The organism is Nocardia sp. NPDC059154 (assembly GCF_042755705.1).
Classification (GTDB): domain Bacteria; phylum Actinomycetota; class Actinomycetes; order Mycobacteriales; family Mycobacteriaceae; genus Nocardia.
This window is the reverse complement of the sequence record NZ_JBHZCS010000040.1, coordinates 1-17703: the sequence shown is the minus strand read 5'-3', so window position 1 is coordinate 17703 and position 17703 is coordinate 1. Positions and strand designations below refer to the sequence as shown.

The following is a 17703-nucleotide window of genomic DNA, read 5'->3' as shown; positions in this document are numbered from 1 at the left end:
CCGGCGTGACCGGCCAGGGTGGAGTGTCCCTGCACAGGCGCCCCCGGGACGCCCGATACCCTGTGCCGCGTGAAGAAACTCGTGCCCCTCGTCGTCGATGTCGCCCTCGTGGTCGTGTTCTGCGCGATCGGGCGGCGCAGTCACGACGAGGCGATCGGCGCGGGTCTGCTGCGCACCGTCTGGCCGTTCGGCACGGGGTTGCTGCTGGGCTGGGTGATCGCGCTGGCGGTGGCGACGGGCCGGGAAGGTCTGCGCGCGGCACGACGTTTCGACGGCCGCGCGGTGTGGCCGACCGGCGTGATCGTGTGGCTGAGCACCCTGGTCGGCGGCATGCTGCTACGTGCCGTGTCCGGTCAGGGCCTCGCCGTCAGCTTCTTCCTGGTGGCAGCGACCTTCCTGGCCCTGTTCCTGATCGGCTGGCGCGCCGCCGTGCAGGTGCTGCGCTCTCGTTGACGTTGCGGGTACTGCGCTCTCGCTAGTCGGGCGAGGCCAGCGACTGCAGCAGGCGCGCCGCCACCCGCGCGGTGAGATCCCCGCTGTCCGGATCGTCGATGTGGATGGCGAAGGCCAGGTCTCCCATGGTGGCGATGAGCCAGGCGTTGTTGCCGGTGGTGGCCCCGTAGGCCTGCACATCGCGATACCTGTTGAGGCTGGCCATCTCCGGCGCGCCGACCCCGTCGTGCAGCATGCCGCGCAGCCGGTCGGTGGCCTCGCCGGGCAGTGCGGCCAGGTCGGCCTCGGTGGTGGCGGGCTGGCCGATGGTGATCATCGGCTTGGGCACCTGGCCCTTGGCGATGGCGGCCGCCGCGATGGCCATGCCCCACGGGCTGGCCAGCAGCGAGTCGGCGGCATTGCCGCGGCCCACGTTCTCGGCGGCGTTCTTGCCGGTGGGCAGCCGGCCGGTGGTCTCGTCGAGGCCGGGCACCTTGAAGTCGATGCCGATGCCGAGCAGACTGGCCGCGTCCGCCGCATCGCCGACCGAGACATCCTGCGGCGCTTTGTGTTTGGTCACCGCGGCGACGTTCTTGAACAGCTCGATCATGCCGCCGACCGGGTACTGCCCGGTGAAGGCGATATTGCCGTGCTCGCTGGCCTGACTGTTCTGCGCCACCGCGACCAGGGCCCCGCTGGAGGGCTGGATGGCCACGATGGAGGTGGGCGAGCCGGTGCTCACCGCGGCGTCCTCGGCGGCGCGCTGCAGGCGCTGGTCCATGGTGGCCGGAATGTCGGGTCCGGGCGGGCCCTGCTCGCCGGCCAGCTGGGTGACGAAACTGCCGTCGGGCTCGAACAATTGCACACCCCAGCCGGAGTGCGCGTCGCGATCGTCCTGCCACACCTTGGTCAGCGCGTCGAGCATGGGCGACCAGACCCGGCGGTCCGCGGAGATGAGCTTGGGCTGCTTCAGCAGCACCACACCCGGGATCGGGGCCATGCGCGGCTCGAGGATGGCGAAGTCACCGTCGCGCAGGTTGACCGCGACGAAGGGTTTGCCCTGCGAGGCCGCGAGCTGCTGCATCAGCGACGGTCCGTCGATGAGCGGCGCGACCGGGGCGATGGCGGCGGCCAGCGCGTTGGTGGAGGTGACCGGGTCGGTGATCTTGGCCGGGTCCAGCTGGACCACATTGATGGTCTGCTCGGTCATGAGCGGCTGCCCGACAATGTCGTTCACCCGCGGTGAGGGGGTGGCGAAGGTGCGCACCAGCTTGGCGCTGCGCTTGGCGTCCAGCTGCGGCATGACCATGGCCGGATCCCACGAGATACGCCAGCCCACACTGAGTTTGCGCACCGTACCCTGTAGGTCGTATTTCCAGTCCCGCTTGTCGCCGAAGTTCCAGGCGCCGGTCATGGAGAAGAGTCCGGTCGTACCGTTCAGTCCGGTGAACTGGGTCACGTGATAGTCGGGCTTGCCCGGGTCGAGTCCCTCGAAGACTTGCTTCAGCGTTGCCGACGCACCCGCCGGGTAGGAGGTCAGCCGCGATGCCCCGTCATAGTCCTTCTTGTCGATCAGCGTGGTGAACCGTTCGACCACCGCCTCCGCACCCGTCGACCGCTCCCGAAAACCACATGACCCCATCGCGATCGCGACGGCTGCCACACCCGCGAGTGCGATCGCACCCCGTACCCGGAAGCGGCGGGATCCCCACACATCCATATCGCCCACTCTTCACTCTGGCCACATCAGCAACAGGTCCACGGTACCGCGCGGCGAACGCCCGCGACTTCACCATCCCACCAGGCGCACTTGCATCGAGCACCACCATAGTGCCGAAATCGGTCAGCAGTGACCACTTACATGATCACCGGTCGGTTACATCCCCTGGCGTATTCGAGACTCGGCAGACCGTTCGGTTCTTACTGGTGACAGCGTTGCGGGCCGGCCTCGGCGAAGCCGCCGAACCTCGTTCTCCCAGAGCAGAACCCACTCCCGCTGAAACGACGTAACGTTGTAATCAGCATTACAACTTCTTGCAGTAAGTGAGTGTGACCAACATGAGACACGGACATCGTGGACACGTTTTCGGGCGCACCGGCGGCTGGCAGCAGGCCGACCTTCCCGACGCCTCGGACGCTCCCGCCTGGTTCGCTGGAAGATTGCCAGCCGACTGGTTCACCGGTCCAGCAACCCTCGAAGTCGATCGCGACGAAATCGTCGTCCTCGGCGAACTCCCCCTCCCCCCAGCCGAACCCGCCCCGGGCGACGACGCTCCCGCCGAGGACGCGGCACCGGCCGCCGTCCCGCAGGCCACCCGCGAGGGCATCATCGCCCGCTTCCGGGAGACCACCCGCCCCGCCCGCATGCAGATCGCCCAGGAGGCCCAGGTCCGCTACGGCCGCAATGTCGCCTGGGGCGTGCTGGTGGACGGCGAGCGAATCATGTTCACCCACCTGGCCGTTCCGGTCATGACCCGGTTGCGCCAGCCCGAACGCAAGGTGCTCGACACCCTCGTCGACGCCGGCGTGGCCCGCTCCCGCTCCGACGCGCTGGCCTGGACGGTCAAGCTGGCCGGCAAGCACGCCGAGGAGTGGCTCGAGGATTTGCGCACGGCCATGCGCAAAGTCGACGACCTGCGCACGGAGGGACCGAGCGGCCTCTAATACAGTGGGCGCATGGCTGCTTCCGGTCCGATCCTGGTGCTCAACGGCCCGAACCTGAACATGCTCGGCACCCGCCAGCCCGAGGTGTACGGGGCCGACACCCTCGACGACGTGGTGGAACTGTGCCGCAAGACCGCGACGCGGTTCGACCGGGAGATCGTGGCGTTCCAGTCCAATCACGAAGGCGCGCTGATCGACCGGATCCACGCCGCGCGCGGGGTGGAGGCGGGCATCGTCATCAATCCGGGCGGGTTCACCCACACCTCGGTGGCGCTGCGCGACGCGCTGGTGATTCCGGAGGTGCCGATCGTGGAGGTGCACATCAGCAATGTGCATGCCCGCGAGGAGTTCCGGCATCACTCCTACGTCTCCCCCATCGCCACCGCGGTGATCGCGGGGATGGGCATCCAGGGTTACGCGGCCGCGATCGAATTCTTGATCCGCCGCTCCCCCGCCTCCCCGTAACTTCGGCGCACGGCCGAGAGCCGTTCACCGTTGGGCACGCGTGCCGGCGGTTGGGAGCCGAACCGATTCTGGACGTACCCGGCGAGTTACCCGCATCTCACGAAATCAGTTGTCGCCTCACGAAAGAGGGCCCGGCTCGCTTGGAGCAGGGCCCGTTTTCGTGCACGAGAAATAGCTTGTCCACCCCAAAATGTAGTAGGTATGCTACATCCGATCCGGCTTCTACTACGGAGGGGTGACATGTCGGTCGGTGAGGGCGTCGTACTCGACGTCGAGAACCTGCGGATGCGCTACGGCACCCGCGATGTCCTGCAGGACGTCAGCTTCCAGGCCCACCGCGGCGAGGTGCTGACACTGCTCGGCCCGAACGGCGCGGGCAAGACCACCACCATCGAGATCCTGGAGGGCTTCCGCATGCGCTCGGCGGGCCGGGTCGAGGTGCTCGGCGCGGACCCGGCGCACGGCGACGAGGCCTGGCGGGCCCGGCTGGGCGTGGTGCTGCAGTCCTGGCGCGATCACGGCAAGTGGCGGGTGCGGGAACTGCTGGACTACCTGGGCATGTTCTACGCGCCCTACGCCACGGCCGACATCCAACGGCCTTGGGACACAGACGAACTCATCGCCGCGGTGGGCCTCACCGAGCACGCGGACGCCAAGGTGATGACCCTCTCCGGCGGCCAGCGCCGCCGCCTGGACGTGGCCATCGGCATTGTCGGCCGCCCGGAACTGCTGTTCCTGGACGAGCCGACCGCGGGTTTCGATCCGCAGGCCCGCCGCGAATTCCACGACCTGGTGCACCGGCTCGCCGACGACGACCACACCACCATCCTGCTCACCACCCACGACCTGGACGAGGCGGAGAAGCTGGCCGACCGCATCCTCATCCTGGCCGGCGGGCGCATCATCGCCGACGGGTCGGCCGATCAGCTCTCCCGGCGCATCGCCGGTGAGGCCGAGGTGAAATGGACCCGGGACGGGCAGCGCTTCGTGCACACCACCACCGAGTCCACCAAGTTCGTCTACGAGCTGTTCCAGCAGTTCGGCGAGTCGGTCGAGGAGCTGGAGGTGCGGCGCGCCTCGCTCGAGGACACCTACATGACCCTGGTACAGCGCTTCGAATCCGGCCAGGGCGACACCGAACTGCGCAGCCTGGAGGAGGTCCGATGAATCCGACGACCGTCGCGGTGCGGGCCGGTTTCCGGCGCGGCCGCATCGAGCTGATCCAGACCCTCACCAATGGGATGGACATCTTCTCGCAGTTCTTCTGGCCCGTGGCCACCATGATCGCGGTGTTCTTCATGCGCCACGGCGACTTCCAGGGCAGCGGCGTCGGCCTGGGCGCGCTGGCGCTGCCCAGCGTGCTCGGCATGCTGGTGGCGTTCACCGGCATGTTCGGCGTGGCACAGGGCCTGGCCATGGATCGCGAGGACGGAACCCTGCTGCGCGCCAAGGCGACCCCCAACGGCATGCTGGGCTACCTGATCGGCAAGATCGTCGCGGTCTCCGGCGTCACCGTGGTCCAGGTGGCGCTGATCCTCGGGTTCGGGCTGCTCACCATCGGCGGGGTGAGCCTGGACAGCGTCGGCGCCTGGGCCACGCTGATCGGCATTCTGGTGCTCGGCCTGCTGGCCTGTCTGCCGCTGGGCGCGATCGTGGGCTCGGCGTTCGACAGCCCGCGCAGCATCGGCTTCATCTCGTTCCCCATCATGGGTCTGGTGGCGATCTCCGGAATCTTCTACCCCCTCACCGGCCTGCCGGGCTGGCTGCAGGCCATTGCCCAGGCGTTCCCCATCTACTGGATGGGCCTGGGCATGCGTTCGGCCATGCTGCCCGACGGCGCGGCCATGGTGGAGCTGACGCACTCGTGGCGGCACCCGGAAACCGTGGCGGTGCTGGGCGCCTGGGCGGTGGCGGGCATCCTGATCGCGCCGATCGTGCTGCGCCGCATGGCCCGTCGCGAATCCGGGGCCGCGGTGGCGGCCCGTCGCGAGAGGGCCATGGCGCGTGCCTACTAGCGAGGTCATCTACAACCGGATCGCGATGCTGCGCGCCGAGCGCGGCATCTCGCGCCGGCAGCTGGCCGAGGCGCTGGGCGTGCACTACCAGACCGTCGGCTATCTGGAACGCGGTGAATACAGCCCGAGCCTGCATCTGGCGCTGCGGCTCGCGCAGTACTTCGAGGTGCCGGTGGAGATCATCTTCTCCACCGTGCCCTTCCCTCGCATCGGCTCCGAGACCGCCTGATTCCCGTGCGGCTCAGGCGTTCCCGGAGACCGTGCCCATGAGTTCGAAGGTCGATACCGCCCGGCCCGCCGCCGCGCTGGCGGCGACGGCCCGGCGCCAGAACGCCTGCGCCGTGCGCGAGAGGGTGGCGTCGACGCCGACCTCCGCACTGGCGTCGATGATGTGCTGCGCGCCCGCGTCCATCATGCGCAGTCCGGCCACGTCGGCCCAGCCGCCGTTCTGATTCTCCACCGAGAACTGCTCCATGAAGTACGGGAAGGCGGCGCTGGAGCGCACCGCGAACGGCACGAACTGCGCGATGTCGTGGCCGGAGCGCGCGATCATGGCCGTGGCCTGGTCGAAGGCCAGCAGCCAGGGATGGAAGATGGTGAGCAGGCCCTGGTAGAAGACCTGCGCCAGACCGTCATCCGGGCCCAGGTACTCCTGCGGGCTCAGCGGGCGCAGCAGTTCGGCGTGCGCGTCGAAGACCGTACGCGGGCCGCTGTAGAAGATGTAGGACGCCGGGTGTTCGATATTGTCGCCCGCCGACATCACGCCGCCGGAAAGGAATTCGGCGCCGCGCTGCCGCAACCACGCCGCACCCCGGCGGGCCTGCTCGGGCGAATCCGAGGAGAGATTGGCGATCACCTTGCCGCGCAGGTGATCCGCGGCCGGACCCAGCACGTCGTACATGGCGGCGTAGTGGGTGAGGCTGAGCACGGCCACCGCATTGGCATCGAGCGCCGCGGCGACCGTGGCGGCCCGCCGGGCGCCGAGCTCGACCATGGCGTCGGCCTTCTCCGGACTGCGGTTCCAGACCGTGACCTCGACTCCGGCCTGCAGGAACGCTGCGACCATGGCCCGCCCCATCGGGCCCAGACCGATGACGGTGACCGATCGACGCAGATCAGACATGGTGTATCCCCTTCGATTTCGGCTGTTCGGAACTGGCGCGCCGGAATCGATGGTGGCCGGGATCGGTAGCCTCGGGAAGACCGCACCGGTGGGTGGGGTTGCTTACCCCGAGGTTCGGAATCTGGTCAGGAGGGCACGATGAGTATCGGCGGTGACGCGGATCACGAGGTGTGCGGCATGTCCGTGGCCATCGAGGCGGTCGGCGGCAAATGGAAGATGCACCTGATGTGGGTGCTGGCCGAGGGACCGCAGCGGTTCGGGCAGATCCGGCGGCTGCTGACCGGTGTCAGCGAGAAGGTACTCGCGGAGAACCTGCGGCAGCTGGAGGCCAGCGGCATCGTGCACCGCGAGATCTACCCGGAAGTGCCGCCGCGCGTGGAGTATTCGCTCACCGAGCTGGGCTGGGAACTCAGCGCGGCGCTGCGGCCGCTGGAGGAGTGGGGCGACCGCAATCGGAACCGGATTCCCGGCCGCGCGCTCACCCCGGCCACCTAGGACTCCGCGATCCGCTCCCCGATCCGTTCCAGCAGGGCGGCGGCGTTCGCCATGCTGCGGGCCGGATCGGGCTCCAGCGCGGACAATGCGTAGGCGGTGGCGAATCCGGCCTCCCGCACCTGCTCCGGGGCGAGCAGCACCCGGCCCGCCACCGCGACCACCGGGACGCCCGCCGCCAGCGCCGCGCGACAGACCCCGATCGGGGCCTTGCCGGACAGGCTCTGGGTGTCCAGCGAGCCTTCCCCGGTGACGACCAGATCCGCGTCCGCCAGCCGGGCCCGGAAATCGATCAGGTCGAGAACCAGCTCGATGCCCGAGCGCATCCGCGCGCCCAGCGCCGCCAGCGCCCCGAAACCGGTGCCGCCCGCCGCGCCCGCACCCGGTTTGTCGGCCCATTCCGGGCCCAGCACGGCGGCCCAATTCTTCAGTGCCGCTTCGAGAGTGGCGACCTGCCCGGGATCCGCGCCCTTCTGCGGCGCGTAGATCGCGGCCGCGCCATCCGCGCCGAGCAGCGGATTGTCCACATCGCTGGCCAGCGTCACCGTCGCATCGGCCAGCCCGGGGTGCAGATCGTCGCGATCCACCCGCACCGCGCGCGCGAGTGCCGCTCCGCCGCAGGGCAATTCGTTCCCGTCGGCGTCGAGGATGCGCAGTCCGAGCGCCTGCAGCAGGCCCGCCCCGCCGTCGGTCGAGGCGCTCCCGCCCAGCCCGAGCACGATGTCGCGCGCTCCCCGATCGAGCGCGTCCCCGATCACGTCCCCCACCCCGTAGGTGCTGGCGTGCAGCGGATCGGGCTGTCCGCCGGGGAGTTCCGCGAGGCCGCTGACCGCGGCCAGCTCCACCACGGCCACCCGCCCGCGGACCGCGTACGAGGTTGTCACCGGCGCGAGCGTCGGCCCGTAACTCTCGACCTCCACCCGTTCCCAGCCCGCCGCCACGAAGGCCTCGACCGTCCCGTCCCCGCCGTCGGCGACGGGTGTCCGCCGCACCGCGGCGCCGGGGGCGGCGCGGGTGATCCCCACGGCCAGCGCGTCCGCCACCTGGGTGGCGCTCAGGGAGCCCTTGAACTTGTCCGGGGCCAGCAGCACCCGGCGCGGGGGTGGGTTCGTCATCCCTACATTTTGATCTCCGATGTGGGAAGCGACACGCCGGACGCCACCGTTCGGCCAAAGGGACAAATAGCCGTCACGGGAGAACTAACGTCGCACCCATGTCGAGTGAGTCGGTCGAGGTCCGCAAGAACGCCACACTGGATCGATTCGAGTTGTACGTCGACGGATACCTCGCCGGGGTCGCGGCCTATCAGGACACCGCCAACGAGCGGGCCTTCGTGCACACCGAGGTCTACCCGCAGTTCGAGGGCCTGGGGTACGGGCGCAAGATCGTGCAGGGCGCGCTGGACCAGTCCCGCGACGACGGGTTCGGGATCCTGCCGCTGTGCCCGATGGTGCACCACTTCGTCGAATCCCGGCCCGAGTACCTGGCTTTGGTGCCGCAGTGGTCGAGGGAAAGGCTCGGCCTGCCCCAGCAGTGACCGCCGGTCGGCACTCCTCGACGGCACCGCCGGTCGGTACTCGTCGACGGCACCGCCGGTCAGTACGCCTTGACCGCACCGTCCAGCGCGTTCTGCAGTTCTTCGCGCACCACCCGCGTGATCTCGGCGGGTTTGGTGGGCAGCTCCGCCACCGGCATGCCGAAATAGAAGCTGGCCGAGCGGGCCTCCTCCTTGGTGGGTTCCACCCTGGGATCCAGCCGCGGGCCGTAACTCAGACCCAGGCTCACCAGCACCGGTTCCGCCCCGAGCTTCCTGGCCCGGAAGGCGATGTGCCCGATGCCGGTTCCGACCGTCTGCACCTGGGTGGGGTCCACGTCGTTGCAGGTGCCCTCCGGGAACACCGCCACCCCGTCACCGCGCGCCATGCGCTCGGCGCAGATGTCGATCATGCGCTGCCCGGCCGCGTTTACCGCGCGCAGGCCGTGGTCCTTGCCCCGGAAGACCGGGATGCCGCCCATCATGTCGATGCGCTCGCGCAGCTTGGTCTCGGTGAACAGCTCGTCCTTGGCCAGTACCCGGGTGTGCCCGATGACCGGCCGCAGCGCGCTGCGCCAGGCCGCGGCGCCGACGGTGTACGGATCCAGCTGGGAGAGGTGGTTCACCGCGATGAGCAGCGGTCGCCGCTGGGAGATGAACTCCCGCAGCCGGTCCCGCGCTCCGTCCGCGTAGGTCACCCGGGGATGATAGCGACGACCCAGTAGCCAGTAGGCCGCCCGCGCCTTCAGCAGGTTCTGCTGGTGGTCACGATAGAAGTCGTAGACCGCGTCGCTGTTCTCGAGGACGACTTCGGGGCGTTCCATAGCGCCCACCCTAGCTACGAACCGCAAGGTATGCCGGACATGTTTTTCGCGGCTCGCAGCGGCACAAATGAATAAGCGGCAAATTATGCAACGCAATTGGTCTGTCTCAGTGCGATGATGGCTGAGTGGCACGCGCAGAGGAACACGGTGACCGTTCTCGACGCGAATTCCGGCATGAGGACCAGGTGGTTCGACCAGGGACCCTGCTGGTGTCCGCGACCGATCTGACCGAGCCGTCGTTCCGGCGGTCGGTGGTCTACATCCTCGAACACAATGACGGCGGCACCTGGGGCGTGGTCCTCAACAAGCCCAGTGACACCGCCCTGCACGACGTGCTCCCCAACTGGTCGGAGCTGGCCGCCGGCCCGCGTGCGCTCTACATCGGGGGCCCGGTGAAACGCGATGCGGCGCTGTGCCTGGCCACCGTCAAGGTGGGGGCGTCCATCGCCGGGCTGTCCGGCGTGCGCCGGGTGGACGGCCGGGTGGCCCTGGTGGACCTGGATTCCGATCCGGACCGCATCGAGGGTCTGGTGGAGGGCATCCGGGTCTTCGCGGGCTACGCCGGCTGGACCTTCGGGCAGCTGGAAGGCGAACTGGATCGCGGCGACTGGATCGTCCTGTCCGCCCTGCCCTCCGACCCGCTGGCGGGCCGCGTCGACCTCTGGGCCCACGTCCTGCGCCGCCAGCCGCTGCCGCTGTCCCTGCTGGCCACCCATCCCATCGAGCTCGAACGCAACTGAACCGCCGGAACATCTGTGTCGTGATCGATGCGGAGGTGAGCGATGCCGGAGGACCAGGCGGCCCTGCTCCGCGCGCTGTACGACGAGCACGCGGCAGCGCTGTGGCGGTACACCTACGGGTTGGTCGGGGATCCCGGCCGGGCCGAGGACATCGTGCAGGAGACCCTGCTGCGCGCCTGGCAGCGGCCCAATGTGCTGGACCAGTCCACCAGTTCGGCGCGGGCCTGGCTGTTCACGGTCGCCCGTAATCTCGCTGTGGACGAGCATCGCAGCGCGCGCAGCCGGCGCGAATTCCGCACCGATCACCCGCCGGAGGTACCCGAACCGGACAAGACGGATCGGGCGCTCGACGGGTGGCTGGTGGCGGATGCGCTGGCGCGGCTGAGCATCGATCACCGTGACGTAATCGTCCGTGCCTACTACCGGGGCCTGTCCACGCATCAGATCGCGGAGGAACTGGAGATCCCGGAGGGCACGGTCAAGTCCCGGATGCACTACGGCATGCGGGCATTGCGATTGGTGTTGCAGGAAATGGGGGTGACGAGATGACCGAGGGCCATGAACTGTGCAATGGCTACACCACCTGGGACGGCGCGTATGTGCTCGGCGCTCTCGCCCGGGACGACCGCCGCGAGTACGAGGAGCATCTGACCGGATGTGAGTCCTGCCGCGCGGCCGTGTCGAAACTGGCCGGTCTACCCGGCCTGCTGGCCATGGTGGATGCCGAGACCGCGTTGTCGATTGCGGCGCAGGACGATCCGCCCTCCACCGTGCCGCCGCCACCCGAGCGGTTGCTGCCGGCTCTGGCGGCGCGGACCGCCAAACGGCGGCGCCGGGGGCGATGGGAAGCGATCGCCGGAGCAGTGGCGGCGGCGGCCGCCGCGGTGACCATCGCGATTCCGGTGACCGCCACCGTGGCCCACCACGAGGGCCCGTCCTTCGTGCAGCAGGTGGTGGCGCAGGGTCCGCTGAAGCCGCAGACCGACACCCCGATCCTGGCCACCTTCAAGGTGATGTCGATCAACGGCCAGACCCGGGTGGACATGTGGTGCCAGTACCCGCCCTCGGACGAGGAGTACGTGTGGACGCTGTCGCTGTGGGTGACCCGCAACGACGGCGTGCAGTCCAAGCTCGCCGAGTGGACGGTCAAGCCGGGCCAGACGCTGACTCCGGACGGCACCACCTCGGTGTCGCCGGAACAGTTGAAGACGATCGAGATTCGCAACGGATCCGGGAAAATCCTGCTGGCAGCGGGTATCTGACCACGCGCGAACGGCGCGCCCCGCCTGGGAGCACGCCGCCCGGCACCGTGACTACCGGGTCTTGCGCCGGAAGGTCGTGGTGGACCAGAAGTATCCGAACACGCCGATCACCACGCACCAGCCGATGGCCAGGATGCCGTTGTGCCCGATCGGCCCGCCCATCAGCAGCCCGCGCAGGGTCTCGGTGATCGGGGTGAAGGGCTGATACTCGGCGAACTGCTTCACACCGGCCGGCATGGTGTCGGTCGGCACCAGGCCGCTGCCCAGGAAGGGCAGGAACAGAATCGGCATGGGCATATTGGACGCGCTCTCCGGGGTCTGGGCGATCAGGCCGAAGCCGACGCCGAGCCAGTTCAGCGCGAAGACGGTCAGGCCGATGAGTCCGAGGGCCGCCAGCCATTCCACCACGCCGGCGTGCGGCCGGAAGCCGATGGCCACGGCCATCAGCGTCATGGCGACCACGCCCAGCATGCCCTGGATCAGGGTGCCGACCACCTGCCCGGTGAGCACCGAGGCGTGCGAGAAGTGCATGGTGCGAAAGCGATTGATGATGCCCTTGGTCATATCGGTGGCCATGCCGACCGCGACGCCCGCGACCATGTACGCCGGGATGATGAGCATCATGCCGGGCGTCAGGTAGTCGATGTACCGGCCGCCGGTGGCCGACTTCAGCGCACCGCCGAACACGTAGTTGAACAGCAACAGCAGGAACACCGGCATGACGACCAGGGAGAAGGTCATGCCCGGATACCGCTTGGCGTGCACCAGGTTCCGGCGCAGCATGGTCTTCGAGTCGGCGAACGACGTGGTCAGAGTTGTCATTTGGAGGTCTCCTTCTCCGGAGCGTGGCCGCCGGTGAGGGCCAGGAAGACGTCGTCGAGGTCGGGGGTGTGCACGGACAGGCCCGCGGGTTCCACCCGGGCCGCGTCGAGGCGGTCGATCACCTCGCGGACCGAGCGCACCGCGCCGTCGCTCGGAACGGCCAGCGTGAGGTCACCGTTGACCTGCGCGGCATCACCGAAAAGCCTTGCGGCGGATTCGAATTCGGCCCGGTCGCCGAAGTCCAGGCGGATGTAGCCGCCGGGCACCATGCGCTTGAGCTGATCGGCGGTGCCCTGGGCGACCAGTTGCCCCTGGTGCAGCACGGCGATGCGGTCGGCCAGCTGGTCGGCCTCTTCCAGGTACTGGGTGGTGAGGAAGATGGTGACGCCCCGCGCGGTGAGGTCGCGGATGATGTCCCACATGCCGCGGCGGCTGCGCGGATCCAGGCCCACGGTGGGCTCGTCGAGGAAGATGATGCGCGGATCGCCGACCAGGGTCATGGCCAGGTCCAGGCGGCGGGTCATGCCGCCGGAGTAGCTCGAGGCGATCTTGTCGGCGGCCTCCTCCAGATCGAAGGTGGCCAGCAGTTCCGCTGCCAGCCTGCGGCTTTCGGCACGCGGCAGGTGGTGCAGATCGCCCATGAGTATGAGGTTCTCGCGGCCGGTGAGCAGTTCGTCCACGGCCGAGAACTGGCCCGTGACCCCGATGATCGAGCGAACGCCGTCGGGCTGGGCGGCGGGATCGAAACCGCCGACACTGATCTCGCCGCCATCGGCGCGTTTCAGGGTGGACAGGATCTCGACCGTGGTGGTCTTGCCCGCGCCATTGGGGCCGAGCAGCGAGAAGACGCTGCCCTCCGGGACGGTGAAGTCGACGCGGTCGAGCACGATGTGCTCACCGAAGGATTTGCAGAGGCCGGTGACCGTGATGGCTGCCGGTGCAGGGTCGTTGTACATGTCTCCCCTCTCATCAATAGATAGGTATGAATGCATACGTCATCCAGGCCGTGACCGCCGAGGCTTGCGATCAAAGTTTCTTCGGGTCGGTTATTCAGTTGTGCTACCGGGTTTTTCGATCAGATATCGAGGTCCTCGACCTGCGAGTGCTCGGTGGCGTCCACGACGCGGGCGTAGAGGCGATCGGGAATCTTGCCCTCCAGGTCCTGGATGGTGTCGTAGACCTCGAGGGTGAAATCGCCCCAATCCTGTTCGCCCAGACCGAGGAAGCGACGCCACTGGCGCCAATTGGTGTCGGTCGGAAACTCCGACCAGTTGGAGAAGTGGCTGTGCACCGCATACGCGCCTTTGCGGGTGCGGTACACCCGGATGTCCTCGATGCGCTCGTTGGCCATCTGGTGCCAGTGGGTGAGCAGGGTGCCGGAGAACCGGACCTGCCGGGTGCCGTCCTTGCCCACCTTCAGGACCACCTCGTCGTAGCCCTGTTGCCGGCCCTCCTCGAGCTCGATGAAGCGCCGCAGTGCCGTCACGATCGCGCCCGACAGATTGCCCCCCACCAGCTCCTGCGCGCGCTGAAACAGCTTCAGGTCATCATCGGATACGTAAATCGTCTTGTTCGGCATGCACCAACTATACGTAGACGTATACATACACGGCAAGACCTGTCGCGAAACGCGGTGATTGAACCGCTGACGACCCGCATCCGTATCCCGGTTGAAGGCACTCGGGCACCGGTGGCTGCCACCGGAAAGGACGCGCCCATGCATAGCGGCACACGGGTCGCTGACCAGCTGGTCAGGGCGGTATCGGCGCTGGGCGTACGGCACCTGTTCGGCGTCGACGGAGCAAACATCGAAGACCTCTACGACGCGGCTTTCGATCATCGGGATCTGATCACCGCCGTGGTGGCCAAGCACGAGTTCGGTGCGGCCACCATGGCCGACGGGTATGCGCGTTCGACCTCCGGCCTCGGTGTCGTGTGCGCGACCTCCGGCGGCGGCGCCGTGAACCTCGTCGCCGGGCTGGCCGAATCGTTCGCCTCCCGGGTGCCGGTGCTCGCGCTGATCGGGCAGCCCCCGACCGTCCTGGAGGGCAAGGGCGCCTTCCAGGACACGAGTGGGCAGGCCGGCGCCTTCGACGCGGTCGCGCTCTACAGGCCGATCTCGCACTACTGTGCCCGCGTCGAGGCCCCCGCCGACCTGCCCGCTCACCTCGCCCGCGCGGTCTCCGCCGCCCGCCGGGGCGGGCCCGCGGTGCTGTTGCTGCCCAAGGACATTCAGCAGGCCGACCTGGTCGCCCCGGATTTCGTGCCGCCCGCGCGCCCCTACCGCCGCGACATCGAGAACCTGTGGCGGGTGCTGCACGCCGTGCGCGGCGCCCGGGCGATCGGCAAGATCGTGATCATCGCCGGGGACCAGGTGGCCCGCGACGACGCCCGCGGCGAGCTGGCCGCCTTCGCCGCCGCCGTGGACGCCGCCGTCGGGGTCGCGCCCGACGCCAAGGACGTCTACCACCACGCGGACCCCGGCTGCTGCGGCGTCGCGGGGAGCATGGGCAATCCCGAGCTGATCGACGCCCTGCGCGGCGCGGAGCTGTGCCTGCTGATCGGGACCCGCATGCCTGTGACCGCCCGTGCCGGGATGGAGGACGCGCTCGCGGCGGTGCCGCTGGCCAGCATCGGCGCGCTGCCGCCGTTCCTGCCCGCCGGGCACGCGCACAGCAACGACCTGGCCGAGACCCTCGCCGAGCTGATCGGCGAATTGGATTCCGGCGACGGCGAAACCGGGGCGCGGATCATCCCGCTGCGCCCGCACCCGTCCGGCGAGCCCACCCTGACCCCGCTGCCCGTGCCACCCTCCGACGGTCCCGGGCTGCGCTATCGCGAGGTGGTGGACAGCATCAACGACGCGCTGCCCGCGGGTTCGGACGTCTTCGCCGACGCCGGCAATACCGGTGCGGCCGTGGTGCACCACCTGCGGCTGCCGCGGCACGGGCGCTTCACGGTGGCGCTCGGCATGGGCGGCATGGGCTATGCCTTCGGGGCCGGGATCGGCTCGGCCTTCGCCCGGCACCGCCACCCGGCCGGCGGGCAGCGGCGCACCTACGTCATCGCGGGCGACGGAGCATTCTTCATGCACGGCATGGAGATTCACACCGCGGTCGAACACCGGCTGCCGATCACCTTCATCGTCCTCAACAACAACGCGCACGCCATGTGCGTCACGCGCGAGCAGCTGTACTACGGGGATCGCTACAGCTTCAACAGGTTTCGTCCCGCGTATCCGGGCGCGGGGATGGCCGCCATGTTCCCGGATCTGTGCACCCATGCACCGGAGAACCGGGCCGAGCTCGCCGCGGCACTGCGGCACTGCGCCGACCGCCCGGGACCGTCGTTCGTCGCGATCGACTGCGATCCCGACGAAATCCCGCCGTTCACACCGTTCCTGACGCCACCCAGGAGGTAACCCGTGACCACCAGCGCCCTGCCCGCCCTCAGTGACATTCCGGATGCCGTCCTGCCCGGCCTGCTGCGCATCGAGAACTCCGATCGCGAGGCCACCACCCCGATCATCCTGGACATGCTGCGATCGGTGTATCCGCACGACCAGATCTTCGGCGACTTCTGCCCGGTCCAGGGGTTCATCGCGGCCCCGCCGCGGGAGCTGTACGAGTACCTCGCCGACACCCGGTGCCTGGAGGAATGGACCTACAGCCTGCGCGGATTCACCGAGACCGCGGAGCCCGGGCTGTGGGTGTCGCACGATCGGCTGGGCGACAGCACCAGGATCTACACCCGCACCGTCGCCAATCCCGACGCCATGACGGTGGACTACCACTGCGCCTGGGACCAGAGCGACCACCTGTGGATGGTCTACCTGATGCGGGTGATCGACGCCCAGGTGGTGTTCGACAAGCCCGGTTCGGTGGTGCTGTGGACGAACTGCCACCACCCGTTCTATGACGAGAACCCCTACAAGGACACCGCGCCGGACAAGCGCAAGGTGTGGGTGGGCGACTTCTGGGAGATGTTCTCCGCCGGGCACCAATTGGAGCTCGACAACCTCAGGGCCATCGCGGAATACCGCGCCTCGCACGGGCTGCCCATCAAGCCCGACTGGATGCTGAATCCCCCGGAAGAGAAGTGAGCTGAGCGCCATGGACTTCACCGACCCCGCCCTCCGGACGGCGCCGCCCGTCAGCCTGGTCGATGTCGCCGGTTACCTGCCCGGTGACCCGGTCGGCACCGAGTACTTCACCCAGTTCTCCCGCTCGGACCGGATGGCCAGGAACGTCATGTTCCGGGCCCCCAGGGGACGCCATCACATCGGCCGCGACGAGACCGCCGTGGACATGGTGGAGCGAGCCGTCGCACCCCTGATCGAACGCCATGGGGCACAGGAGATCTCGAATGTCGACATCCTGCTCACCCACACCCAGCTGCCCGACAATCCGGTGCTGGGCGCCGGGCCGGAGGTGGCGCGCCGGCTGAATATGAAGCCGCGCTGGGTGTTCGACATCCACAACGGCGGCTGCGCAGCCTTCGTCCACATGATGTGGATGGCCCGCATGATCCTGCAGACGACCGACGCGCGCACCGCGCTCATCGCCTGCACCCAGAACTGCGCGGGCCCGGTGTTCACCCAGCCCGATATCCGCGGGCTCGCGCAGGCCCCCGTCCCCGGCGACGGGTGCGGGGTCGGGCTGCTCGTCAAGAACAGCTCCGCGCCGATCCTCGATATCGAATGCCGCACCTATCCGGAGTTCGCGGGCGACATGGAGTTCAGCACCAACGGCGAACGCAAGTACTGGGAGCCGGGCGAGGGCCAGGGCTGCGTCACCTTCACCGAATCCAAGGTGGCCAAGGTGATGACGCGCGGCAACCGGCTGGTGCCCGAGGTGGCGCACGCGGTGTGCCGGCGCATCGGGGTGAAGTCCCGCGATATCGACACCTTCGTCACCAACCAGCCCAACCGGCTGTTCCTGCGCAACTGGAACGAGGCGATGGAACTGCCGCCCGAACGGCACCCGGACACCTTCGACAGCTGCGGAAACCTGTTCGCCGCAGGCATTCCCGTGACCCTGGACGCCGAGAACCGGGCCGGGCGGCTGCGCAACGGCTCGGTGGTGCTGATGGCGGCGTTCGCGCACGCCGGGGACTTCGCGGGGGCGGCGGCCGTCCGCTGGGGCGCGGCCCGATGACCCGCCCCGGTGCGGGCGAGCACAGGCGGCCCGCGGCGCGGATCGTGGCGCCGGTGTCCTGGCCGACGGGATTGCGCGGTTCCGAGGTGGCGGACTATCCCGCCACCGTCGACCCGCACGGCGCGGACACCATCCACTACGACCTGAGCCTGAGCGAAAACCCGTTTCCGCCAC

The 17703-nt window shown here is 68.8% G+C and carries 21 protein-coding genes; 14 read left to right on the top strand and 7 right to left on the bottom strand.

The window, feature by feature from the left end:
- The first annotated feature begins 69 nt into the window (after nucleotides 1-69).
- Nucleotides 70-453 (top strand): DUF3054 domain-containing protein, encoded by a 384-nt coding sequence (locus tag ACFXN1_RS30345; RefSeq protein WP_379435443.1) that lies wholly within the window; start codon nucleotides 70-72, stop codon nucleotides 451-453.
- Nucleotides 454-475: 22 nt separating this feature from the next.
- Here ACFXN1_RS30345 and ACFXN1_RS30340 read toward each other — a convergent pair whose 3' ends face one another.
- Complete coding sequence (locus ACFXN1_RS30340) at nucleotides 476-2152, bottom strand: NTF2-like N-terminal transpeptidase domain-containing protein (RefSeq protein ID WP_379435444.1); 1677 nt, start codon at nucleotides 2150-2152, stop codon at nucleotides 476-478.
- A gap of 338 nt (nucleotides 2153-2490) precedes the next feature.
- Here ACFXN1_RS30340 and ACFXN1_RS30335 point away from each other — a divergent pair, with 338 nt between their 5' ends.
- The 5 genes from ACFXN1_RS30335 to ACFXN1_RS30315 all read left to right on the top strand — a co-directional run bounded on the left by ACFXN1_RS30335 (nucleotide 2491) and on the right by ACFXN1_RS30315 (nucleotide 5805).
- Nucleotides 2491-3096 carry a hypothetical protein gene (locus ACFXN1_RS30335; protein WP_379435445.1) on the top strand — a complete coding sequence of 202 codons (606 nt, stop codon included), beginning with the start codon at nucleotides 2491-2493 and terminating at the stop codon, nucleotides 3094-3096.
- Between the two features lie 12 nt (nucleotides 3097-3108).
- A complete protein-coding gene (gene aroQ, locus ACFXN1_RS30330; RefSeq protein ID WP_379435446.1) occupies nucleotides 3109-3561 on the top strand; it encodes a type II 3-dehydroquinate dehydratase in 453 nt (150 codons plus the stop codon).
- Between the two features lie 240 nt (nucleotides 3562-3801).
- A complete protein-coding gene (locus ACFXN1_RS30325) occupies nucleotides 3802-4728 on the top strand; it encodes an ABC transporter ATP-binding protein (RefSeq protein ID WP_379435447.1) in 927 nt (308 codons plus the stop codon).
- A complete protein-coding gene (locus ACFXN1_RS30320; protein WP_379384229.1) occupies nucleotides 4725-5576 on the top strand; it encodes an ABC transporter permease in 852 nt (283 codons plus the stop codon). The genes ACFXN1_RS30325 and ACFXN1_RS30320 overlap by 4 nt, the downstream gene beginning before the upstream one ends.
- Nucleotides 5577-5601: 25 nt before the next feature.
- Nucleotides 5602-5805: a helix-turn-helix transcriptional regulator gene (locus ACFXN1_RS30315; RefSeq protein WP_379402960.1), complete on the top strand. Its 204-nt coding sequence runs from the start codon at nucleotides 5602-5604 to the stop codon at nucleotides 5803-5805.
- 12 nt (nucleotides 5806-5817) lie between these two features.
- On the opposite strand, the gene ACFXN1_RS30310 is transcribed toward ACFXN1_RS30315, so the two are convergent.
- Nucleotides 5818-6699: an NAD(P)-dependent oxidoreductase gene (locus ACFXN1_RS30310; RefSeq protein ID WP_379435448.1), complete on the bottom strand. Its 882-nt coding sequence runs from the start codon at nucleotides 6697-6699 to the stop codon at nucleotides 5818-5820.
- A gap of 138 nt (nucleotides 6700-6837) precedes the next feature.
- Here ACFXN1_RS30310 and ACFXN1_RS30305 point away from each other — a divergent pair, with 138 nt between their 5' ends.
- Nucleotides 6838-7194: a winged helix-turn-helix transcriptional regulator gene (locus ACFXN1_RS30305; RefSeq protein ID WP_379402928.1), complete on the top strand. Its 357-nt coding sequence runs from the start codon at nucleotides 6838-6840 to the stop codon at nucleotides 7192-7194.
- Here ACFXN1_RS30305 and ACFXN1_RS30300 read toward each other — a convergent pair.
- Nucleotides 7191-8306, bottom strand: a complete 1116-nt coding sequence (locus tag ACFXN1_RS30300) for a glycerate kinase (protein WP_379435449.1) — start codon at nucleotides 8304-8306, stop codon at nucleotides 7191-7193. The two genes, ACFXN1_RS30305 and ACFXN1_RS30300, sit on opposite strands and share 4 nt — an antisense overlap.
- Nucleotides 8307-8404: 98 nt before the next feature.
- Between ACFXN1_RS30300 and ACFXN1_RS30295 the strand changes: the two genes are divergently transcribed.
- Nucleotides 8405-8728, top strand: a complete 324-nt coding sequence (locus ACFXN1_RS30295; RefSeq protein WP_379402930.1) for a GNAT family N-acetyltransferase — start codon at nucleotides 8405-8407, stop codon at nucleotides 8726-8728.
- Nucleotides 8729-8787: 59 nt separating this feature from the next.
- On the opposite strand, the gene ACFXN1_RS30290 is transcribed toward ACFXN1_RS30295, so the two are convergent.
- Complete coding sequence (locus ACFXN1_RS30290) at nucleotides 8788-9549, bottom strand: lysophospholipid acyltransferase family protein (protein ID WP_379435450.1); 762 nt, start codon at nucleotides 9547-9549, stop codon at nucleotides 8788-8790.
- 125 nt (nucleotides 9550-9674) lie between these two features.
- Here ACFXN1_RS30290 and ACFXN1_RS30285 point away from each other — a divergent pair, with 125 nt between their 5' ends.
- The 3 genes from ACFXN1_RS30285 to ACFXN1_RS30275 are packed head-to-tail and all read left to right on the top strand — an operon-like array spanning nucleotide 9675 to nucleotide 11551.
- The gene (locus ACFXN1_RS30285) at nucleotides 9675-10289 is read left to right on the top strand and encodes a YqgE/AlgH family protein (protein ID WP_379435451.1); all 615 of its coding nucleotides are present in this window, start codon (nucleotides 9675-9677) and stop codon (nucleotides 10287-10289) included.
- A gap of 42 nt (nucleotides 10290-10331) precedes the next feature.
- Entirely contained in the window at nucleotides 10332-10838 is a 507-nt protein-coding gene (locus tag ACFXN1_RS30280) for a sigma-70 family RNA polymerase sigma factor (protein WP_354841142.1), read from the top strand.
- Complete coding sequence (locus ACFXN1_RS30275; protein ID WP_379402932.1) at nucleotides 10835-11551, top strand: anti-sigma factor family protein; 717 nt, start codon at nucleotides 10835-10837, stop codon at nucleotides 11549-11551. The genes ACFXN1_RS30280 and ACFXN1_RS30275 overlap by 4 nt, the downstream gene beginning before the upstream one ends.
- Nucleotides 11552-11602: 51 nt before the next feature.
- Here the strand turns inward: ACFXN1_RS30275 and ACFXN1_RS30270 are convergent, their stop codons facing one another.
- The 3 genes from ACFXN1_RS30270 to ACFXN1_RS30260 all read right to left on the bottom strand — a co-directional run bounded on the left by ACFXN1_RS30270 (nucleotide 11603) and on the right by ACFXN1_RS30260 (nucleotide 13952).
- A complete protein-coding gene (locus tag ACFXN1_RS30270; protein ID WP_379435452.1) occupies nucleotides 11603-12373 on the bottom strand; it encodes an ABC transporter permease in 771 nt (256 codons plus the stop codon).
- A complete protein-coding gene (locus ACFXN1_RS30265) occupies nucleotides 12370-13329 on the bottom strand; it encodes an ATP-binding cassette domain-containing protein (RefSeq protein ID WP_379435453.1) in 960 nt (319 codons plus the stop codon). The genes ACFXN1_RS30270 and ACFXN1_RS30265 overlap by 4 nt, the downstream gene beginning before the upstream one ends.
- A 119-nt stretch (nucleotides 13330-13448) precedes the next feature.
- The gene (locus tag ACFXN1_RS30260) at nucleotides 13449-13952 is read right to left on the bottom strand and encodes an EXLDI protein (RefSeq protein ID WP_379384247.1); all 504 of its coding nucleotides are present in this window, start codon (nucleotides 13950-13952) and stop codon (nucleotides 13449-13451) included.
- A 138-nt stretch (nucleotides 13953-14090) separates the two neighbouring features.
- Between ACFXN1_RS30260 and ACFXN1_RS30255 the strand changes: the two genes are divergently transcribed.
- Genes ACFXN1_RS30255 through ACFXN1_RS30245 form a run of 3 tightly spaced genes read left to right on the top strand, consistent with a single transcriptional unit; the run spans nucleotide 14091 to nucleotide 17529 of the window.
- Complete coding sequence (locus tag ACFXN1_RS30255) at nucleotides 14091-15794, top strand: thiamine pyrophosphate-binding protein (protein ID WP_379435454.1); 1704 nt, start codon at nucleotides 14091-14093, stop codon at nucleotides 15792-15794.
- Between the two features lie 3 nt (nucleotides 15795-15797).
- On the top strand, nucleotides 15798-16475 hold the full coding sequence (locus ACFXN1_RS30250; RefSeq protein WP_379402936.1) for an SRPBCC family protein: 678 nt from the start codon (nucleotides 15798-15800) through the stop codon (nucleotides 16473-16475).
- A gap of 10 nt (nucleotides 16476-16485) precedes the next feature.
- Complete coding sequence (locus ACFXN1_RS30245; RefSeq protein WP_379402937.1) at nucleotides 16486-17529, top strand: 3-oxoacyl-ACP synthase III family protein; 1044 nt, start codon at nucleotides 16486-16488, stop codon at nucleotides 17527-17529.
- Nucleotides 17530-17703 lie beyond the last annotated feature (174 nt).